Source organism: Arthrobacter sp. UYEF36, assembly GCF_040547025.1.
Classification (GTDB): domain Bacteria; phylum Actinomycetota; class Actinomycetes; order Actinomycetales; family Micrococcaceae; genus Arthrobacter.
Genome location: NZ_JBEPOX010000002.1, coordinates 477,867 through 495,050, shown reverse-complemented (window position 1 = coordinate 495,050; position 17,184 = coordinate 477,867). Strand labels below are relative to the sequence as shown.

Sequence of the window (17,184 nt, the reverse complement as noted above, 5' to 3'; positions counted from 1 at the left end):
TCAGGATAAGTTTGCAGGGGTCCTCATTTTCGAGGCCCAAACAACCTGACTCACAAAAGGCGGCAGCTCGCGCGTGGCGGACAACAATCTTGATTCCCTCTTCTCCCGGCTGGGCAGGTACCCGGACGTGGAGGCGGCCAACCTGCAGGCCTGGGACGCCACGGACAGGCTCCTCCTGGACACCGCCGCCGACCTGCTGGCTGCCGGTGTCCTGCTTCCCGGAAGCCGTCTGGCCATTGTGGGGGACCGCTACGGTGCGCTGACGCTTGGCGCCCTGGCACCCGGCGACGCCGTCCCTGGCGGCGCCGTCAACTGGGCCGCTCCGGTCCGGGTACACCAGGACCTCATCACCGGTGAGCATGCCCTCCACCACAACGCCGGGATGATCGGCGTCGCCGGTGGCTTCGAACAGCTGCCCCTGGGAGCCGGGCTTCTGTCCGGGGCCGGCGTCGTGCTCCTTCAGCTGCCCAAGTCGCTGGCGGAGCTGGAGGAGATTGCCGACGCCATCGCCCGCCACGGGGCATCCGACGTTGTGCTGCTGGCCGGTGGCCGGGTCAAGCACATGAGCCTGGGCATGAACGCCGTGCTGGAGCGCCACTTCAGCGAGGTCCAGCCCCAGCGGGCCCGGCAAAAATCGCGGATCCTGCTGGCCCGCGGACCCAGGCCCGCCACCGGCGCCCCGAAGTTCCCGGTCACCGGGGTCAACGCCGAGCTGGGCCTGACGGTGTGCGCCCGCGGCGCCGTGTTTGCCGGCACCGGGCTGGACATCGGCACCCGGTTCCTGCTGGAGTTCCTGCCCCAGATGCCGATGGCACGGCACGCGATCGACCTCGGCTGCGGCACCGGGATCCTCGCCGCCATGTATGCCCGCGGCAACCCCGGGTCCCGGGTCACCGCCACCGACCAGTCCGCGGCCGCCGTCGACTCCGCCAGGGCGACAGCGGAAGCCAACGGCCTCGCGGGCCAGGTCACCGTCGTCCAGGACGATGCCATGGCCTCGCTGCCGGATGCCAGCGCCGATCTGATCCTGCTCAACCCTCCCTTCCACGTCGGAGCCGCGGTGCACGCCGGGGCCGGCCTAAAACTGATTGAGGCGGCCGGGCGGGTCCTCGCGCCGGGCGGCGAACTCTGGACGGTGTTCAACAGCCACCTGCACTACCAGCCCGCGCTGCAGCGGCTGATTGGCCCGACCCGCGAGGTCGGCCGAAACCCGAAATTCACGGTGACCGCCAGCATCCGAAAAACCCACAAAGTGTGAAGCGGGGCGTGTGGGCGGTCACAGGAGCGTAACGTACGATTCTGAGATAAGCAGTGCATAGCCAAAGACGTTTAGGGGTATCAGTGACTGAGATCCGCCAGCCATCGCCGAGGCGCGGAACCAATTTGCCCCGTATGGGGGACTTCAACCTCACGGTCATCCTCGATGCCATCCGGCGTTCCCCGGCCGGCCTCAGCCGGGTGGAGCTGGCCCAGATCGTCGGGCTGTCCCCGCAGACGATCTCCAATATCTCCCGCCGGCTTCTGGACCAGGACCTGATCTATGAGGCCGGCAAGGAAGGCACCGGACCGGGCAAGCCGCGGACCATGCTCAGGCTCAAGTCCTCCGGAATGTACGCCGTGGGCGTCCACCTGGATCCGGCCGTGACAACGTTCGTGGTGCTGGACCTGGTTGGAGCCGTGGTGAAGCATACCCGGATCAAGACCCCGGGAGGCAGCGATCCAGGGGCCGTCATCGACACCATCGCCGCCGAAATCAAGCAACTCATTTCGGAGTCCGGGGTGGACCCGGCCCGGATCGCCGGCCTGGGGATCGCCTCGCCCGGCCCGATCGACCTCGAGGAGGGCACCGTCATCGACCCTCCGCTCCTGCTCGGCTGGGACCGCGTGCCGCTCCGCGACGCCCTGGCCGCGGCCACCGGGCTGTCCACCATCGTGGACAAGGACGTGACGAGTGCCGCGGTGGCGGAGACCTGGGCGGGCGGCCCGAGCGGCGCCGGCAGTTTCGTCTTTATGTACATGGGCACCGGAATAGGCTGCGGGATCGTGCTCAATGACGAGGTGGTGCGCGGCACCTCGGGCAACGCCGGGGAGATCGGGCATATCATCGTTGATCCGGACGGCGCACCCTGCGACTGCGGGCTGCGCGGCTGCGTCAAGTCCTCCTGCATCCCCCAGGTGCTGGTGGCCCGGGCCGTCGAAGCCGGCGTCCTGGACGGCCCCGTCGAAGCAGCGACGGGTCCCGCCATCCAGGAGAGCTTCGCCGCACTGTGTGCCGCCGCCTCCGCCGGCGACGCCAGGGCGGAGGAAATCATCGACCACTCCGCCGTTCTCGTGGCCCGCGCCGTCTCGACCGTCACCAATGCCCTGGACGTGGACCGTGTGGTGTTCGGCGGACCGTTCTGGAGCTGCCTCTCGCAGCGGTATCTCGAACGGATCCCGGAGCTGGTGCGGGAAGACAGCGCCACCCGGAAGATCCATGAAATCGAGGTGGTCGGCACCGGTGTCGGCGAGGATGTCGGGGCGATCGGGGCCGCCTGCCTCGTACTGGAACACACACTGGCGCCCCGCTCACAGCGCCTCCTGCTGGAGGGCTAGAGCCGGCCGGTGGACCGGTCCCGGGGTCAGGGCGTCAATCGATGTCCTCGACGACGGTACCGAAGGGGATCGAATCGTCCAGGTGCGCCTGATGGTCGTGAGGGTGCACCACCACGCGGACACCGTGCGACTTGTCTGCTGCGGACTGCATCAGGATGGGCCGGACGGTGTTGATGAAACTCTCGCTTTTGTCGGCGAGATACTCCTGGTAGCTGGCTGGAAGCGTGATCATGGCAAAAGGATAGTCCTGCGCGGGCACAATGGGGAGTGCTACCCATTGCCGGAGATCACGGGGCGGGCTTGGATAGGATGGCGGTTGGCTGCCGCTGAGGCAGTCCGCCGCCGCAAAACCAGCTACAGGGGGATTTCGAGTGCTTCAGACTATGGCCGCCGCACGGCTTGAACCGGCGGAACTGGCCCGGGCGCAGCAGACCCTGGCGGCCATCTCCCGCAGCTTCGATGCCAAGGTGGTGGGCCAGGCCAGGCTCCGCGAATCCCTCCTGATTGGACTCATGACCGGCGGGCACATCCTGCTGGAAAGCGTTCCCGGGCTGGCGAAGACCACCGCCGCACAGACCGTGGCCGAGGCCATCAGCGCGGACTTCCGCCGGATCCAGTGCACCCCGGACCTGCTCCCGAGCGACATCGTCGGGACCCAGCTCTACGACGCCGCGAAGGGCATCTTCGTGACCCAGCTCGGCCCGGTCCACGCCAACATCGTCCTCCTGGACGAGATCAACCGCTCCAGCGCGAAGACCCAGAGCGCCATGCTCGAGGCCATGCAGGAGCGCCAGACTTCCATCGGGGGAATGGTGCACCCGCTGCCCGCCCCTTTCCTGGTGCTGGCCACGCAAAACCCGATCGAGCAGGAAGGGACCTATCTGCTGCCCGAGGCCCAGATGGACCGCTTTATGCTCAAGGACGTGCTGGATTACCCCACCCCGGCGGAAGAAGCGGAGATCATCCGCCGGATCGACGCCGGTGTGTTCACTCTGGAGCAAAAACCCGCCGCGGCTGCCTCGCTCGACGACGTCAGTGAACTTCAGGGCGCCGTCCGGCGGGTCTACATCGACCCGGCGATCGTCCGCTACATCGTGGGCCTGGCCTTCGTCACCCGCAACGCCGCCGAGTACATCGACGCGCGGCTGGCCGGCTTTATCGAGTTCGGCGCCAGCCCCCGCGCCAGCATCGCCTTCAGCCAGGCAGCCCGGGCGGTGGCACTGCTGCAAGGACGGGACCACGTGATCCCCGAGGACGTGAAATCGCTCGCCCACCGCGTCCTGCGCCACCGGCTTATCCTCGGCTTCGAGGCCGTCGCCGAGCAGGTTCCGGTGGAGACCGTGATTGACGCCATCGTCGGCGCCGTCCAGACCCCCTGAGAATGGCGGGTCACCTCCAGCGCGTAAAGTCCACGCTGTCGATCTTCGCCCACCGCAAGGCCCGCGGCCTGCTCGAGGGCCAGTACGGCTCCGTCTCCCACGGCCGCAGCCTGGACTTCGAAGACCTCCGCGCCTATGTGCCCGGCGACGAGGTCCGCGACATCGACTGGAAGGCAACCGCCCGGCATGGTTCCCCCTTGGTCCGGCGCTACCTCGCGGTCCGCCGGCAGACCCTGCTGCTGGTCACCGACACCGGCCGCAACATGGCCGCCGAATCCCGGGACGGCGAGCCGAAAAGGGACATCGCCGTGCTGGCCCTGGGGGTCGTGGGTTACCTCGCGCACCGCCACGGCGACGCCGTCGGGCTGGTCTGCGGCGACTCCGGCGGATCCCGTGCGCTGCCGGGCACGGCCGGCGAAGCGCACCTGGAACGGCTGCTCAGCGACGTCCATGACACCACCTCACTGGACGCTGCGCCGAGCCGGCTCGAAACCCAGCTGGACTACGTGGCCCGGAACTTCTCCCGGCGGATGCTGCTCCTGGTGGTGGCCGATGAACTCCTGCCGGATGCGGAGACGGAACGGCTGCTCCGCCGGCTGCGCGCCCAGCACGAGATCCTGTGGCTGACGGTCCGGGACGCCGATCTGCTCGGCACCGGCGCCGACTCCTGCGACGTCGCCGGCACCCCTGCGGGGCCCCGCTCCGGCAATCCCGCGGGAGCGCGGTCCGGACTGCTGCCCGGCGGGCTGGCGGAATCCGCCGCCATCGCCGCGGCGTACGCGCGTGCCGGGGAGGAACGCGACGCGGCGCGGCGATCGGTGCTGCGCCGGTTGGGGATTGCCGAAGCCGAAGCCGGCAGCACCCGCGACGTGATCCCCGCCGTCTTCACCCTCCTGGCACGGCACCGGCGGGGACGGTGACTGGCATGGACGGTGACTTCTTCGGGCCGCTGGAGTACAGCGCCTGGTTCCCGTGGGCGGCCCTGGGACTGCTGGTCCTCGCGGCGGCCTGGTACGGCTACGTCTTCCGCAGCACCCGACGCCGGCCCGCGGCACGGCAGGCCGGGCAAACCCCGGTGCTTCCCCCCGCCTATGCCGCGCCGGATCTGGCCGGGCTCCGGCGGGACTACCTGCAACGGATCGACGCCGTGGACCGTGAGGCCGCGGCAGGCACCCGCTCCAGCCGTTCCTCGCACCAGGAGCTCAGCCTGCTGATCCGCAGCTTCGTCCGCGACGCCGCCGGGGTGGACGCGACGCGGATGACCCTGGCCGAGCTCCGGGCGGCGGGCGCGGCAGTCGCGGTGGGCCCGGCGGCGCACGGTGTCCCGGCCGCGGCTGACGCCGTCGCGGCGCTGTACCCGGCAGAGTTCGCCGCCGGCCCGGCGTCGGGCGTTCCGGACGCAGCCCGGGCCGCGCGGGAGGTGGTCCGTTCATGGAACTGATGTTCTGGTGGATCCTGCCCGCCGCAGCCGTGACGGTCCCCGCGCTCTGGCTCCTCGGGCGGCGGCGGCACCGGGCCCGCACTGCCCGACGCCGGCCGGTCGCCCACAGCGACCGCCTCACGGCGCTGCCGGAGTACCAGGCGGCCCTGCGGAAGCACCGGAACCGGCTGCGGCTGCTCGCCGCCGCCGGCACCGTACTGATGGCGGCCGCGGTCGTCGCGGCCGCCCGCCCGGCCGAACGCAGCACCGTCCGGCCCGAACAACACAAACGGGACATCATCCTGTGCCTGGACGCCTCCGGCTCCATGAACAGCGCCGATGCCGCCGTGGTGGACGTCTTCGGCCGGCTCGCCCAGGAATTCGACGGCGAGCGGATCGGCCTCACGGTCTTCGACAGCAGCGCCGTGCAGGTGTTTCCGCTGACCGACGACTACGCCTATGTCCAGGACCAGCTGCAGCAGGCGAAGAGCGCCTTCGACGGGGCCGGCAGCGGGAGCTTCCTCGACGGGACGTGGAACGGCGAGGGCTCCTCGCTGATCGGCGACGGCCTTGCTTCCTGCCTCCAGGGCTTCCCGGCGGCGCGCGAAGGGGAAGAGACCGGGCGCCGGGCCCGTTCGGTCATCCTGGCCACGGACAACTTCCTATCCGGCACCCCGCTCGTCACCCTCGCAGAAGCCGGGGCTGTGGCGAAAGACCGGGACGTACGGGTCTTCGCCCTGAACCCGGGGGACTACGACGTCGGCCCGGACGCCGGCGCGGAACAGCCCGGCGCCCGGCTGCGCAGCGTGGCGGAGGGCAGCGGCGGCGCGTACTACGCCCTCGACAGCCCGGACGCGGTTCCCGGCATTGTCACCGGGATCGAGGCCACCCAGGCCGCGGCGTTCCGGGGCGCACCCCGGGCCGTGGTGTCCGACCGCGCCGAGGTTCCGCTCGCCGTGGCGCTGCTGGCGGGGCTGGTCCTCGCCGGAGCATCGTGGCGGCCCCGGCGATGACGCTCAACCCCATACTGTCCTGGTGGGTCATGGGTCCGCTGGCCGCCGCCATCGTCCTGGGCCTCGGCTGGGTACTGTTCCGCTCCCGGCAGCAGCACGCGCCTTCCGGGGAGGCCGGGATCCGCGGCTGGCTCTTCCGCGGCGGTCTCGTGCTGCTCCTGCTCCTCGCCGCCTGCCGGCCCGGCATCGCCGGCGGCACCGTCCAGGCCGCGGCCACGGACCTGAACGTGTTTTTTGTGGTGGACACGAGCAGCAGCATCGCCGCCGAGGACCACACCCCAGCCGGGGGACAATCAGGCAAGGGACAAGCAGCCGGGGGCCAGACAGCAAAGGGCCAGGCGGCCGGAGTGCCACGGCTCGACGGCGTCCGGGAGGACATCCGGGCCATCGCCCGGGAACTCGCCGGCGCCCGCTATTCGCTCGTCAGTTTCGATTCCAGCGCTACAGTGCGGATGCCCCTGACCGCCGACACGTCCGCGCTGGAGACCGCGGTTGCCGTGCTTGGGCCCGAGGTGACCGACTACTCGCAGGGCAGCAGCGTCACCGCAGCCCGGGTAGTCCTCGCCGAACGGCTCGCCACCGCCCGGGACAGCCATCCGGAACGACCCCGGCTGGTGTTCTACTTCGGCGACGGCGAACAGACCAGCGCCGCCGCACCCCAGGCCCTGGGGATTGACGGCTCCCTCGTGAGCGGCGGCGCCGTCCTCGGCTACGGCACGCCGGACGGCGGCCGGATGAAGGAAAACAGCGGAGACCCCACACGGCCGGCCGCGACCTACATCCAGGACCCGGCCACCGGCGGCGAGGCCGTCTCCCGCCTGGACGAGGACCGGCTGCGGGACCTCGCACGCCAGCTCGCGGTGCCCTATGTGCACCGCGCGGCCGGGGACGCTGCGGCCCCGATGCTCCAGCAGGCCACGCCCGGCACCCTGCTGCGCACCGGTGACACCCTCGACGGCAGGACCGAACTCTACTGGGCGCCGGCCTTCGCCGCCTTCGTGCTGGCGCTGCGTGAAACCCTGCTGGTCTCCGGCCAGCTCAGGGAGCTCCGGCCCGCAGGCCGGCCCGTCCTCCGCCCCGTCCGCCGGGCGTCCCCGGAGGCACTGCCGGGGGCACTGCCGGAGGCGCTGCCGCCCGCCGGCCGGGGGCCGGGCGCATGAGCGTCCGACGCCGGCGCCTGCTGCTGTGGTCCGCGCTTCCCGTGCTGCTGGCGCTGCTGCTCGCCGCGAAGCTGCTCAGCGCCGCCTGCTTCTCCGGCCAGGCCAGCGGCGCCTTTGCCCGGGGTGACGCCCCGGCGGTGGAGTCGGCCGCCGCGGTCCTGGGCATCGCGAACTTCCTCGAGCCGCACAAGGCACCGTTCGCGGCCGGGGCCGGCCTGGCGCTCCGCGGCGACTACACCGCCGCGCGCACCGCATTCGAGGCGGCCCTTGATGCGGCCCCGCCGGCCGACGAATGCCGGGTGCGGGCCAACCTGGCGCTCAGCATCGAACGGCTGGGCGACACCGGCAGCGGCGGCACTGGCGGCACAGACGGCACAGGCGAGGGCGTCCGCCTGCTGGAGGAAGCCCTGGCCGTGGTCCGGGCCGCGCCCGCCGGCTGCTTCGGCGCCGACACCGCCGACAGCGAGGCGGGGGAGCGGCTGCAGCAGGCCGGGCAGCGGCTGGAGGAAAAAATCGAGCGGTTGCGCGGCCTGGCGGAACCGGGCGGCGCCGCCGAACCAGGACCGGAAGCCGGACCCGAAGAAGAGGGCGGCGCCGAGTCGGGGAACGGTCTCGACCCGAAGCTGGAGCAACTCCGGGAGGCCGGGAAGTCCGCCCAGCAGGAGCGCAACCGCAGCCTGCAGCGGGAAGAGTATCTCAACGGCCCCGGCTCCGGACCGCTCACGGACAAGCCCTGGTGACCCACCGGGCGAAGAATATTCTGTGCCGGAATGAAATATGCCGTAAACCTGCGTCTTAATTCGGGGGACGACTTGAACCGCCTCCCGGGTGGACCGTAGAGTTCTATCCAAGTTACCTCAGTAACGTGTCAGCGATCCTCCGCTCACGGCCAGCCCCACGGCGGCCCAGGAGGGTGTGGGTGCCCCCATGTGGGCCTGACATTTGCTCACGGACAACTTCGTATCAGGCGTAACAGTCGCGGCTGCGTCCTGCTGGAGTTTTCTCCGTGTTCCCCAAACTCAATTCACCGACGGCCTCCGTTTTCCGGACACAGCTGTCAGTGTTCACAGCCAAGGACGCAAATGTCTCCACCCAGCCTTATTGACACCCATCCAAATCTTGCCGGCACGGCGCCCGTCGCGCTGTCTTACGAACTGTTCCCGCCGCGGTCGCCCGCTGCCGCCGAATCGCTCTGGACCACCATCGGCGAACTGGAAGCCACGGACCCGGACTACGTGTCCGTGACCTACGGCGCCAGCGGCTCCAACCGGAACACCGCCGTCGAGCTCATCAACCGCCTCGTCCAGGAAACCACCCTGCGGCCGCTGGCGCACCTGACCTGTGTGGGGAACTCCCCGGAGGAGCTCGCCGAGATCATCGGCGAACTGCTCGACGTCGGCGTGCGCGGCATCCTGGCCCTGCGCGGCGACCAGCCCAAGGACGGCGTGACACCTCCCGAGGGATCGCTGCGCTACGCCCAGGACCTGATCGAGCTCATCCGCCGCGTCGAACAGCGCCGCTCCGCACTGCTCTGCGCCGGCAAGGTGGCCGTCGGAGTCGCCGCCTACCCCACCCGACACCCGGAATCCCCGAGTGAGGCGCACGATGTCGAGGTGCTGCTGGCCAAGCAGCGCTCCGGCGCCGACTTCGCCATTACCCAGGTCTTCTTCCACACCGAGCAGTACGCGGACCTGCTGACCCGGGCGCGCCGGGCCGGCGTCACCATCCCGATCATCCCGGGTGTTATGCCGCTCACCAGCATCCGCCGGCTCGCCCGGCTCAGCGAGCTGACCGGCGTCGAACCGGACCCGGTCCTGATCGAGCGGCTCGCCGCCGCCGGGACCGACGTCGAACGCACCCGGATCGGGGTCAGCGCCACCGTGGACCTGGCCAATGCGGCCCTGGACGCCGGCGCCCCCGGACTGCACCTCTACACCTTCAACGAACACGCCGCCGCCCTTGACGTGCTGGACAAACTCGCCCTGGCCCGCCCGCAACGCGGCAACCGGCACAGCGGCAACCGGCACAGTAGCCACCAGCGCACGGCCGGCCGCCGCCAGCTCGCCAGCTAACCACCCCACCGACGCTTAGGACTTTTCATGACTGCACAGCACACTCCCGCCAGCACCACCCCCTTCCCGTCCGCCTCCATCCTCGGCTACCCGCGCATCGGCCGCCGCCGCGAACTCAAGAAGGCCGTGGAGGCCTACTGGGCCGGCAAGATCGACGCCGCCGCACTCGATGCCGCCGCCAAGGAGATCCAGCTCGGCACCGCCCGGCGCCTGACGGACCTCGGCCTCACCGAAGCCGCCGCCGTTCCCGGCACGTTCTCCTTCTACGACCAGGTGCTCGACGCCGCCGCCCACCTCGGCGCCGTGCCCTCCCGCTTCGGCAACCTCCTGAACGCTGAGGGGCAGCTCGACATCGACGGCTACTTCACCCTGGCCCGCGGCACCAAGGACCAGCAGCCGCTGGAAATGACCAAGTGGTTCGACACCAACTACCACTACCTCGTCCCCGAAATCGGCCCGGAGACTTACTTCTCGCTGACCTCCAACCGCATCGTCGAGGAATTCGAATACGCCCTCGCCAACGGGGTCCAGACCCGCCCGTACATCGTCGGCCCGGTCACCTTCCTGCTGCTGAGCAAGGCCTCCGACGACGCCCCGGCCGGCTTCAGCCCGCTGTCCCGCCTCGAGGATGTGCTGCCGGTCTACACGGCCCTGCTGGAGAAACTGGCCGCCGCCGGCGCCGGCTGGGTCCAGCTCGACGAGCCCGCCCTCGTGGTGGACCAGGACACCCCCGCCGCCCAGATCCAGGCCGCCGTCGCCCGCTCCTACGAGGTGCTCTCCGCCGCCGCCAACCGGCCGCAGCTGTTCGTCTCCACCCCCTACGGTGCGCTCAACGGCCAGCTCGGCACGCTCGCCGCGACGGACATCGACGCGCTGCACCTGGACGTCTTCAAGGGCGCGGTTCCGTCCGCCGCGGCGCTGGCCGCCCTGGGCAACAAGACCCTGGTTGCCGGCGTCGTGGACGGCCATAACATCTGGCGCAACGATCTGGCCGCCTCAGCGGGGAAGATCGCCGAGCTGAAGAAGTCCGTCGCCAAGCTGGCGGTCAGCACCTCCACCTCCACCCAGCACGTCCCGCACGACGTCGACGAGGAGACCCAGCTCTCCGCGCAGCTGCGCAGCTGGCTCGCCTTCGCCGACCAGAAGGCCACCGAGGTCGTGACCCTCGCCGGCCTGCTGGCGGACCCGGCGCCCGTCCAGCCGGCCATCGACGAGGCCACGCGCATCATTGCCGACCGCGCCGCAGCCGACGGCGTCCGCCGCGCCGGGGTCCGGAACCGCACCGCCGCCCTCACCGACGCCGACTTCAGCCGCTCCGACTACGGCGTCCGCGAAGCCGCACAGACCGGGGCCCTGCACCTGCCGCCGCTGCCCACCACCACCATCGGCTCCTTTCCGCAGACCGGCGAAATCCGCACCGCCCGGGCGCGCGCCAACAAGGGCGAGCTGAGCACCGAACAATACGAACGGCTCATGAAGGATGAGATCAAGCGCGTTGTGGAGCTGCAGGAGGAGCTCGGCTTCGACGTCCTGGTCCACGGCGAGCCCGAGCGCAACGACATGGTGCAGTACTTCGCCGAGAACCTCGAGGGCTTCGACGTCACGGTGCACGGCTGGGTCCAGTCCTACGGCTCGCGCTGCACCCGCCCCTCGATCCTCTGGGGCGACGTCACCCGCAGCGCCCCCATCACGGTGGAATGGGCCAGGTACGCGCAGTCCCTGACCAACAAGCCGATGAAGGGCATGCTTACCGGACCGGTCACCATCCTCGCCTGGTCCTTCGTCCGCGATGACCAGCCGCTCGGCGAGACCGCCAACCAGGTGGCCCTGGCCCTCCGCGACGAAATCGCCGACCTAGAAGCTGCCGGCATCAAGGTCATCCAGGTGGACGAGCCTGCCCTGCGCGAGCTCCTGCCGCTGCGCAAGGCCGACCAGGCCGCGTACCTGGACTGGTCCGTGAAGTCCTTCCGCCTTGCCACTGCCGGCGCCGGGGACGCCACGCAGGTCCACACGCACCTGTGCTACTCCGAGTTCGGCGCCATCATCGATGCGATCGACGGCCTCGACGCCGACGTCACCTCGATCGAGGCCGCCCGTTCGCGCATGGAGGTCGTCCACGACCTGGAATCCCATGGATTCGGCCGCGGCGTGGGACCGGGCGTCTATGACATCCACTCGCCGCGCGTCCCGGGCGAGCAGGAAGTCACCGAACTGCTCAGCACCGCCGTCAAGCACGTCCCGTCCCGCCAGCTTTGGGTCAACCCGGACTGCGGCCTGAAGACCCGCGGCTACGCCGAGACCGAAGAGTCCCTGCGCAACCTGGTCCACGCCACGAAGACGGTCCGTGCCGGACTGCTGGAAGCGGCCAAGTAGCAGGTAGCACTACTGGCAGAGCGCTGAAACAACGACGCCGGCCGGTCACCTTTCACAGGTGGCCGGCCGGCGTCGTGCGTTAATCGGAGGAGTCAGGACTCCCAGAGGATCTCGTCGTCCACGACGCCGTCCTCGTCCGCGGATGCCACCAGGACCTCGTCGGAGAAATGCTGGCCGAGCGTGAAGTCCAGGACGAAGTAGCGCTCCGGCTGGCCGGGGAAGATGCCCACGTGGCCGAGCTTCAGCGCTTTGAGGAAGACCGCGTCGGTGAGCTGGCTTTTGTCCTGGACGCCGAAGACTTTCTTCAGGTGTTCGTCCTTGATCGCGTTGCAGTGGAAGTGCCGGTACTCCTGCGGGCTGGTGCCGTCCTGCTCCAGTTCCTCGGCGATCATTTCCCGGACCTGGTCCACGAGTTCGGGCAGGAAGCGCAACCGGTAGTCAACTTTGTGCATCGCCGCTTCGTCGAAGTGGTCATGCGCGTTGACATTCAGGTCAAGCTCCACGGTCTGGCCCGCCAGTTCATGCTTGGCGGTGAAACTGTGGTCCCTTCCGTGGTTGAGTTCAACCTCTCCGAAGTGCTTGCTCGCTACCTTGTTCATACCTTCAACATAGTCCTCAAAACCGGCCCGTTCCAGCATTCCGGCGGTCTTTGTCTGGCTGGTTTACCACCGGCTCGGCGTCGCGTCGCCGCGATCCGGGACGTCCTGGACGTCCTGGGACGCCCGGGGATCATGGTCCACGACGTTGTCCACGTCGGCGATCAAAACCCCGTCCGCTTCGGCGTTCTCAACCTGCAGCGCCCGCTCCGAGGCGTGCCTGGGCCTTTGCGCGGCCGCCATGACGGTGTCCACCGCGGCGGTGGACGGCTCGGGACTTGGCATGAACTCCTCGGGTACGGCGGTTCCGTTCGCGGCGCCCCGACGGCGGAGCATTTGCATCCAGCGGGGACTGCTGCCAAGGATGCCGTGTTCGGCGAGCTCCTCAACCTCCAGGTTGTAGAAGTCGCCGATGTGATCGACCAGCTGGGCGCGTCGGGCCCGTTCGTAGGCCCGGCGCTCCCTGCTGAAGGCGATGATGGTGGCCCAGCAAATCAGCAGCATGATGACGCTGAACGGCAGGGCGATGATGATCGCCGCCGTCTGGAGCGCCACCAGCCCACCGGATATCAGCAGCGAGATGGCCAGAATGGCGGTGATGAGGACAAAGAAGGTACGTACCCGCTTCTTCGGGTTCACCTGCCCGCCGGTGGCGATCATGCCCATCACCAGGGCGCCGGAATCCGAGGAGGTGATGAAAAAGACGGCAATCAGGAGGATCACGCCGACGGTCAGGACCGGGGTGCCCGGCACATAAGAGAGCATGCTGAACAATGCGCTGGACACGTTGACGCTGCCGTCGGGTTCCAGGAGGTTGCCGCTCCCGCTGAGCTGCACGGCCAGGGCCGTTCCGCCGAGCACGCTGAACCAGAGAATGCCGATCAGCGTGGGCACCAGGATGACTCCTGCGACGAACTGGCGCACGGTCCGGCCGCGGGAAATACGCGCGATGAAGATGCCCACAAACGGGGCCCAGGAGATCCACCAACCCCAGTAGAAGGACGTCCAGGAGGCCTGCCAGGCCTCCCCGGCTTCTCCGCTGAAAGCATTGACATTGAAGGAGAGGCTGACGAAGTTCTGGAGGTACGCGCCCATGGACTGCACGAACTCGCGGAGCAGGAAGGTGGACGGTCCAAAGACCAGCAGGTACAGCACCAGCACTCCGGCGAGCACCAGGTTGATGCTGGAGAGCCATTTCATGCCTTTGGTCACGCCCGAGAGAACAGAGAGCAGCACGAAGAAGGAAATCACGATAATGATGATGATTTCGGACCCCTGGCTGGGCTGCAGCAGGTTGATGCTTTCCAGCCCGGCGCTGATTTGCAGGACGCCCAGGCCCAGGGAGGTTGCCACGCCAAAGAGGGTGCCAACGAGGGCAACGACGTCGATCACATTGCCCCACGCGCCCTGAACGCGCTTGCCCAGGAGCGGTTCAAGGGCCCAGCGGATGGACACCGGGCGCTTGCGCCGGTGGATGGCGTAGGCGAGGGCGAGTCCGATCACCACGTAAATCGACCACGCATGCACGCCCCAGTGCAGGTAGGTCTGGCTTAGCGCCTGCTGCGCGAGCTGCGCGGGCGTCCCGGAGACCCCCGGGCGCGGAGAGGCAAAGTGGCTGAGCGGCTCGCCGACGCCATAAAAGACGAGGCCGATTCCCATGCCGGCGGCAAACAGCAGGGCGAACCAGGCCATCAGCGAGAACTCGGGCTTGTCGTCGTCATGGCCCAGTTTGATGTCTCCGAAGCGGCTGAATCCCAGGAACAGACTGAAGGCCACGAAAAAGCTGGTGATCAGGACGTAATACCAGTTGAAGGAATTGACGATGTTGGCCTGGATGGCACCAAACATCGCTTCGGCGGTTGCGGGAGCCAGAAGGGCAAACGCCGCAAAGAGCGTCACCATCGCGGCTGCGGGCCAAAAGACCCATGGTTGGACTATGCGCGTTTTTGTTTGTTCAGCCATTCCTCAAGGCTACGCGCCGAAGCGAGGGGCACAGGACAGTATTTTTTAGACCTGTCGGATATCGGGCCCGGTGCCGGTACATTAAGCGGATGCAAACTGTTGCCCCCGCCGTCGCCCGCGCCCGTGCACTTTTCGACAGCGGCGCCACCCGCCCGCTGGCCTGGCGGCTGGAACGCCTCGGCAGCCTGCGCCGGATGCTGACCGAGCGCCGGACGGAATTCGCCGAAGCGCTGGCCAGCGACCTGGGCAAGCACGCCACAGAATCCCTGCTGACGGAAATCGGCTTTGTCACAGCCGAAGCCGCGCACCTGGAGAAGAACCTGGAGGCGTGGCTGCGGCCGCGCCCCGTCGCCGTGCCGCTCGCGGTCCAGCCCGCCAAAGCCTGGACCGAACTCACCCCGCTCGGGGTGGTGCTGGTCATCGGTCCGTGGAATTATCCGCTGCAGCTGCTGCTCGCCCCGCTGGCCGGCGCCCTCGCCGCCGGCAACACCGTGGTGCTGAAACCGAGCGAACACGCCCCCGCCACGTCGGCGGCCCTGGCCCGCTGGATCCCGGAGTACCTGGCCGGCGCGGCGGAGGTGGTCCAGGGCGGCATCCCGGAAACCACGGCCCTGCTGGCAATGCGCTTCGACCACATCTTCTTCACCGGAGGGGAAGCTGCCGCCAAGGTGGTGCTGCGCGCCGCGGCGGAGCACCTGACGCCGGTGACCCTCGAACTGGGCGGCAAGTCCCCGGCCTACGTCGACTCCACCACCGACCTGGCGAAGGCGGCCAAGCGGCTCGCGTGGGGCCGGTTCATGAACGCCGGGCAGACCTGCGTGGCGCCGGACTACATTCTGGCGACCGAGGACGTCCTGGTTCCGCTGGAGCGCGAGCTGGTCACGGCGATCGGCGCGCTCTTCGGCACGGACTCCGCCCGCAGCGAGTCCTACGGCCGGATCGTCAACGACCGGCACTTCGCCCGGATCGCGGCGCTCGCCGACGGCAGCACCGTGGTCCACGGCGGGGAACGGGACGCCGCCAGCCGCCACTTCGCCCCGACCCTGCTGCGGCCCGCCCCCGGGGACACCGTCATGGGGGAGGAGATCTTCGGCCCGCTGCTGCCGCTGGTCCCGGTCGCCGGGCGGGATGAGGCCATCCGGATGATCAACGACGGCGCCAAGCCGCTGGCGCTGTACGTGTTCAGCAACGACGCCGGCACCCGCCGCGCCTTCGCCGAACGCACCTCCTCGGGAGCGCTGTGCTTCGACGTCCCGGCGGCGCACCTGATGGTTCCGGGGCTGCCCTTCGGCGGCGTCGGCGGCAGCGGCATGGGCGCCTACCACGGGGAGCATTCGCTGCGGACGTTCTCGCACGAGCGGTCCACCCTGGCCAAGACGTTCCGGCCGGACACCCTGGAGCTGATCTACCCGCCGTACACCAAGACCAAGCACCGGATCATCAGCGCCCTCGCCGGGATGGGGACCGGGCTCAGCAGGCGTTTCCGCCAGCGCTGACCCAGCCCTGCGTCAGCCCTGACTCAGCCCTGGCGCGGGACCGCCTGCTTCAGGGCCGGGGAATTGAAGGTGTCGGCCAGCAGTTCGACGAACAGCTGGACCTGGGCGGTCTGCTTCTCATTGATCAGCAGGGCAAAGACATTGCGGGCCAGCCGGATCTCGGGAACGTCCAGCACCACCACCCCGGCCGGGCGGTGCAGCAGGGCAAGCTCGGGAACCAGCGCCGCGCCCAGCCCGGCCGCGGCCATCTCGAGGCTGGCGTGGAAGTCATCGCTGTACGCCACCACCCTGGGGTGCAGGTTGCAGCTGGCGAAGAGCCGTTCGATCACCGTGGCGTCGGACGTGCCCGGGTGGTGCACGATCCACGGCATGTCGGAGAGGTGGTCCGCCGCGACCTTCGACGCCGTGCCGATGCCCCAGGCCGCCGGCAGCACCACCCGGAAGTCGTCGTCGCCGATCCACTGCCGGTTCACGGTGTGCGGCCACGCGAGGCCTGACTGCCCCACCTGGTAAACCAGGGCGACGTCGAGTTCTCCGCCGGTGCGCAGGCCCTGGATGGTCTGGGCGGGCTCGGCCACGGAGACCCGCAGGTCGATGCCGAGTTTCTTCCAGGCCGGGTTCGCCAGGATCCGCGGCAGCACATAGGTGGCCAGGCTGGGGAAGATGCCGAGCCGGAGCTCCTGCCGGGTGGTGTCCCCGGTGCGGGAAGCCGCCGCCATAAGAGCGTCGATGTCGGTGAGGACCTTGGCCGCGTGCCGGGTCATGACCAGGGCCGCTTCGGTGGGCTGGATGCTGCGGGCAGAGCGCTGGAACAGCTCGACGCCGGAGTCACGTTCCAGCGCGGACATCTGCTGGGAAACGGCCGACGCCGTGTAGCCCAGCCGGGTGGCGGCCGCCGCGAAGGATCCCAGCCGGGTCACTTCGACGAGGGTCCGCAGGTGGACGGGGTTAATCAAGGGGCTGCCCTTCGCAGGTTCCGGTGAGGCGGGACCGCAATCCCGCTTCATTCTGGCACATTGGTTCGAAGCGAAAAGCTGGAAAGTTGCACTCATCCGTCCGCCCTCCGGCGACGAATTGCCCATAAGACGATTCACCCGGACGATCCAGGCAATCGATAG

15 protein-coding genes are annotated in these 17,184 nt (G+C 69.1%); 11 read left to right on the top strand and 4 right to left on the bottom strand.

The annotated features are described in order from the left end of the window. Window positions 1-73 precede the first annotated feature (73 nt). Window positions 74-1,258: a class I SAM-dependent methyltransferase gene (locus tag ABIB29_RS06280; RefSeq protein ID WP_354171029.1), complete on the top strand. Its 1,185-nt coding sequence runs from the start codon at window positions 74-76 to the stop codon at window positions 1,256-1,258. A 134-nt stretch (window positions 1,259-1,392) separates the two neighbouring features. Further along, the gene (locus ABIB29_RS06275) at window positions 1,393-2,595 is read left to right on the top strand and encodes an ROK family transcriptional regulator (protein WP_354171027.1); all 1,203 of its coding nucleotides are present in this window, start codon (window positions 1,393-1,395) and stop codon (window positions 2,593-2,595) included. Between the two features lie 34 nt (window positions 2,596-2,629). Here ABIB29_RS06275 and ABIB29_RS06270 read toward each other — a convergent pair whose 3' ends face one another. Beyond that, window positions 2,630-2,827, bottom strand: a complete 198-nt coding sequence (locus ABIB29_RS06270) for a hypothetical protein (protein WP_354171025.1) — start codon at window positions 2,825-2,827, stop codon at window positions 2,630-2,632. 151 nt (window positions 2,828-2,978) lie between these two features. Here ABIB29_RS06270 and ABIB29_RS06265 point away from each other — a divergent pair, with 151 nt between their 5' ends. The 8 genes from ABIB29_RS06265 (at window position 2,979) to metE (ending at window position 12,012) form a co-directional block, all read left to right on the top strand. Then, a complete protein-coding gene (locus ABIB29_RS06265; RefSeq protein WP_354171113.1) occupies window positions 2,979-3,974 on the top strand; it encodes an AAA family ATPase in 996 nt (331 codons plus the stop codon). A 2-nt stretch (window positions 3,975-3,976) separates the two neighbouring features. Next, on the top strand, window positions 3,977-4,894 hold the full coding sequence (locus ABIB29_RS06260; RefSeq protein WP_354171023.1) for a DUF58 domain-containing protein: 918 nt from the start codon (window positions 3,977-3,979) through the stop codon (window positions 4,892-4,894). A gap of 5 nt (window positions 4,895-4,899) precedes the next feature. Further along, window positions 4,900-5,415, top strand: a complete 516-nt coding sequence (locus tag ABIB29_RS06255) for a hypothetical protein (protein WP_354171022.1) — start codon at window positions 4,900-4,902, stop codon at window positions 5,413-5,415. Next, window positions 5,406-6,407, top strand: coding sequence for a vWA domain-containing protein (locus ABIB29_RS06250; protein WP_354171020.1), 1,002 nt, complete (start codon window positions 5,406-5,408; stop codon window positions 6,405-6,407). The genes ABIB29_RS06255 and ABIB29_RS06250 overlap by 10 nt, the downstream gene beginning before the upstream one ends. Beyond that, window positions 6,404-7,567, top strand: coding sequence for a vWA domain-containing protein (locus ABIB29_RS06245; RefSeq protein WP_354171018.1), 1,164 nt, complete (start codon window positions 6,404-6,406; stop codon window positions 7,565-7,567). Before ABIB29_RS06250 ends, ABIB29_RS06245 begins: the two co-directional genes overlap by 4 nt. After that, on the top strand, window positions 7,564-8,307 hold the full coding sequence (locus ABIB29_RS06240) for a hypothetical protein (RefSeq protein ID WP_354171017.1): 744 nt from the start codon (window positions 7,564-7,566) through the stop codon (window positions 8,305-8,307). Before ABIB29_RS06245 ends, ABIB29_RS06240 begins: the two co-directional genes overlap by 4 nt. Window positions 8,308-8,649: 342 nt before the next feature. Beyond that, window positions 8,650-9,639 carry a methylenetetrahydrofolate reductase gene (locus ABIB29_RS06235; RefSeq protein ID WP_354171015.1) on the top strand — a complete coding sequence of 330 codons (990 nt, stop codon included), beginning with the start codon at window positions 8,650-8,652 and terminating at the stop codon, window positions 9,637-9,639. Window positions 9,640-9,666: 27 nt separating this feature from the next. Then, the gene (metE, locus tag ABIB29_RS06230) at window positions 9,667-12,012 is read left to right on the top strand and encodes a 5-methyltetrahydropteroyltriglutamate--homocysteine S-methyltransferase (protein ID WP_354171013.1); all 2,346 of its coding nucleotides are present in this window, start codon (window positions 9,667-9,669) and stop codon (window positions 12,010-12,012) included. 92 nt (window positions 12,013-12,104) lie between these two features. Here metE and ABIB29_RS06225 read toward each other — a convergent pair whose 3' ends face one another. Further along, complete coding sequence (locus ABIB29_RS06225) at window positions 12,105-12,611, bottom strand: DUF2004 domain-containing protein (protein WP_354171011.1); 507 nt, start codon at window positions 12,609-12,611, stop codon at window positions 12,105-12,107. A 63-nt stretch (window positions 12,612-12,674) separates the two neighbouring features. Beyond that, window positions 12,675-14,570, bottom strand: coding sequence for a BCCT family transporter (locus ABIB29_RS06220; protein ID WP_354171009.1), 1,896 nt, complete (start codon window positions 14,568-14,570; stop codon window positions 12,675-12,677). 89 nt (window positions 14,571-14,659) lie between these two features. On the opposite strand from ABIB29_RS06220, the gene ABIB29_RS06215 reads away from it, so the two are divergent. Then, the gene (locus ABIB29_RS06215) at window positions 14,660-16,066 is read left to right on the top strand and encodes an aldehyde dehydrogenase family protein (RefSeq protein ID WP_354171008.1); all 1,407 of its coding nucleotides are present in this window, start codon (window positions 14,660-14,662) and stop codon (window positions 16,064-16,066) included. 23 nt (window positions 16,067-16,089) lie between these two features. Here the strand turns inward: ABIB29_RS06215 and ABIB29_RS06210 are convergent, their stop codons facing one another. Beyond that, window positions 16,090-17,022, bottom strand: coding sequence for a LysR family transcriptional regulator (locus ABIB29_RS06210; RefSeq protein ID WP_354171006.1), 933 nt, complete (start codon window positions 17,020-17,022; stop codon window positions 16,090-16,092). Window positions 17,023-17,184 lie beyond the last annotated feature (162 nt).

Coding starts and splice junctions, on each gene's coding strand:
- ABIB29_RS06270 (WP_354171025.1), bottom strand. CDS start 2,827: ATGATCACGCTTCCAGCCAGCTACCAGGAGTATCTCGCCGACAAAAGC.
- metE (WP_354171013.1), top strand. CDS start 9,667: ATGACTGCACAGCACACTCCCGCCAGCACCACCCCCTTCCCGTCCGCC.
- ABIB29_RS06265 (WP_354171113.1), top strand. CDS start 2,979: ATGGCCGCCGCACGGCTTGAACCGGCGGAACTGGCCCGGGCGCAGCAG.
- ABIB29_RS06260 (WP_354171023.1), top strand. CDS start 3,977: ATGGCGGGTCACCTCCAGCGCGTAAAGTCCACGCTGTCGATCTTCGCC.
- ABIB29_RS06220 (WP_354171009.1), bottom strand. CDS start 14,570: ATGGCTGAACAAACAAAAACGCGCATAGTCCAACCATGGGTCTTTTGG.
- ABIB29_RS06225 (WP_354171011.1), bottom strand. CDS start 12,611: ATGAACAAGGTAGCGAGCAAGCACTTCGGAGAGGTTGAACTCAACCAC.
- ABIB29_RS06245 (WP_354171018.1), top strand. CDS start 6,404: ATGACGCTCAACCCCATACTGTCCTGGTGGGTCATGGGTCCGCTGGCC.
- ABIB29_RS06275 (WP_354171027.1), top strand. CDS start 1,393: ATGGGGGACTTCAACCTCACGGTCATCCTCGATGCCATCCGGCGTTCC.
- ABIB29_RS06240 (WP_354171017.1), top strand. CDS start 7,564: ATGAGCGTCCGACGCCGGCGCCTGCTGCTGTGGTCCGCGCTTCCCGTG.
- ABIB29_RS06215 (WP_354171008.1), top strand. CDS start 14,660: ATGCAAACTGTTGCCCCCGCCGTCGCCCGCGCCCGTGCACTTTTCGAC.
- ABIB29_RS06255 (WP_354171022.1), top strand. CDS start 4,900: ATGGACGGTGACTTCTTCGGGCCGCTGGAGTACAGCGCCTGGTTCCCG.
- ABIB29_RS06235 (WP_354171015.1), top strand. CDS start 8,650: ATGTCTCCACCCAGCCTTATTGACACCCATCCAAATCTTGCCGGCACG.
- ABIB29_RS06250 (WP_354171020.1), top strand. CDS start 5,406: ATGGAACTGATGTTCTGGTGGATCCTGCCCGCCGCAGCCGTGACGGTC.